General features: G+C 66.4%; 2 protein-coding genes. Both read right to left on the reverse strand.

Annotated elements, in window-relative coordinates; genetic code table 11:
• Window positions 1–291 precede the first annotated feature (291 nt).
• Window positions 292–810: a hypothetical protein gene (locus ABZS97_RS43800; protein WP_356149631.1), complete on the reverse strand. Its 519-nt coding sequence runs from the start codon at window positions 808–810 to the stop codon at window positions 292–294.
• 425 nt (window positions 811–1,235) lie between these two features.
• The gene (locus ABZS97_RS43805; RefSeq protein ID WP_356149634.1) at window positions 1,236–1,469 is read right to left on the reverse strand and encodes a YozE family protein; all 234 of its coding nucleotides are present in this window, start codon (window positions 1,467–1,469) and stop codon (window positions 1,236–1,238) included.
• Window positions 1,470–2,276 lie beyond the last annotated feature (807 nt).

Raw genomic sequence — 2,276 nt, forward strand, 5'->3', positions numbered from 1 at the left:
TGAGGGTGATGGTTGTTCGAGTGTGTGGACTTGTGGTCGTGCTCCCCCCGCGCCGCCGGCCCCCCGGCCCCCCCCCCCCCCCCCCCCCCCCGCCCCCCCCCCCCGCCCCGGGGGGCGCTAACGTTAGCGCCCCCGATAGCGACCAAAACCGCAGGTGACCAGCACGTTAGCGGTTAGCGAATCGTATTGGCAGACCTCGGGATCCGGTCTTTGCGCGCCCCTGCGAGGCAGTGCCGGATCGCTATCAGGCTTGGGCCGCTTGACGCCTGACTGAGGGTGGCTGTTCGGCGATCACAGTCCCAGGGGTTGATTCATCACGGCGCGCACCTCCTCTCGCAGCGTCCACAAGGCGCTGTCGGCGGCGGCGATGCGACTCCGCAGCTCTTCCGAGAAGGGGAAGCGAGATCCGCTCCGGCCAGCCCACGCTGCGTCTCTAACGAAGTCGACGGCCGCGAGGATGGCGGTAAGGGAGTCGGACGCACCCTGTCGCAGGCTCTCGGGTGCCTCCATGTCCCACACGACAAATGCCGTGCGCACGTTGCCAAGCAGGCCATTGAGCGTCTGGCTCACTCTGCGAGCGTCATCCCGGGTGAGGCGGCCGTTCTGTTCAGTCAAGCGGAAGCGGTGCAACTCCTCGTAGACCGTCATCGTTGCGGCCACGTAGGCAACGTAAGCCTCGCGGGCGGTTTCTCGGGTCCACTGATCACGAACACTCTTGGCCTGGTGGCGACCCGCGAGAAAGGCGGCGATGATCGCGCACGCGCCGCCAACCGCAGCACCCAAGATCCCGGCCCAGGCAGCACTGTCCATGGGTCGGATTGTGGTGGGTGACCAGACGATTGCGATAGGCCACAGCGCCTGGCCGCCGCGGCTGCGCATGGAGTGGCCCCGGTGCGTCGGGGAGGAAGAGCAGGAAGGAGCGGCCTACGGCCGCGCGTCCCTTGGCGGCTCGCTGCGCTCGCGCGGGGGCTCAGCCGGGGTTGGGCGCCGTGCTCTTCTTGGAAGGCCGTCCTGTGCGCCTTCCAAGAGGCGCACGGCATGCGTGGGTGCCTGCCGCCGGGCCCCTTCGGCTCTAAGAGGCTCACCCCGGCTCTTCAAGAGGGGGCGCGGCCGACACCTTCCTAACACCACGTCACGGCGTGACGGCCGCGTAACGCCCAAAGCCCTAGGCAGACGCGGGTGTGACCCGCCCTAACAGCGGCCCGTCACGCCGTTGCTATAGCCCTGATCCTCACTCAGCCGCTGTCTTGGCCTGCCCGGTATGCCTCGTACTGGCTCCAGGCACGTTCGAGTGCTGCAACAGCCTTGTCTACGGCACCGCGCTCTTCGAGGTAGTCACGCTGGCCCGGCAATCCCTTGCGTGAGGGCCAGTTGGGGTCAGCGGAGACGTCCCGGGCAAGATCCCCGATGGCGTTCTGCTGATTGGCATGGGTCTTCAACCACGCGGTAAAGCTCTTCGGTTTGGGCATGTCCGCATCCTTCCGCCGTGACGTTGGGACTAACCCATGGGGAGCGGCCTACGACCGGGCATTCCTTGGCGCTCGCGGCGCTGAAATGCCATCTCGCACCCAAACCTTCAGCGCTAGCGGCTGCGTCGTCGCTCTGGGCTACTGGGTAGTGGGGCGTTCCCCACTACCCAGTAGCCCACCTCAGTGGCGCCCACAGGCCGGTGAGTAGGCCTTTCTACTGGGGTCCCCACTACCACTACCCAGTAGCTCACCCCAGTACGGTCACGTTCAGCGACCGCTGAGAGGAACGCTTGTCGCTTGTCGCCTCCCCGGCCGGCAGGCGCTCGCTCCTCGGCGGCTGAGCCAGACAGAGGCCTTTGACCTGGGAGGCGACAAGCGACAAGACAAGACAAGCGACAAGCTGGACGACAAGGCAGACGACAAGCGGCACGACACGCCGCCTGGCAACAGAGGGTTACTGCCTACTGGATAGTGCCTACTGGCTAGTGGAAAGCCGAGCGCCCTGCATGGGCAGTATCGCCGGTAGAGCCGCCGTCTACTGCCTAGTGGCAACTTGGCAGTATCCACTAGGCAGTAGCTTTCTGTGACTCGATGCGACGTCGAGAGAAGAGCAAGAAGGAGCGGCCTACGGCCGCGCGTTCTTCGGCAGCTCGCTGCGCTCGCGCGGCGACCGGTGTCGGGGTGAAGGCTGTGGAGCGTCCTCGCGTACAAGTAAGAGGAGCACCACCCGCGGCCTCGTGCTCCTCTTGCTTGTACGCAAGGTCGGCAATCCAGGCGGGGGAGGCGGACCCGCCCCGCCTGGATTGC

The organism is Streptomyces sp. NPDC005485, from assembly GCF_040606085.1.
In the GTDB taxonomy this organism is placed as follows: domain Bacteria; phylum Actinomycetota; class Actinomycetes; order Streptomycetales; family Streptomycetaceae; genus Streptomyces.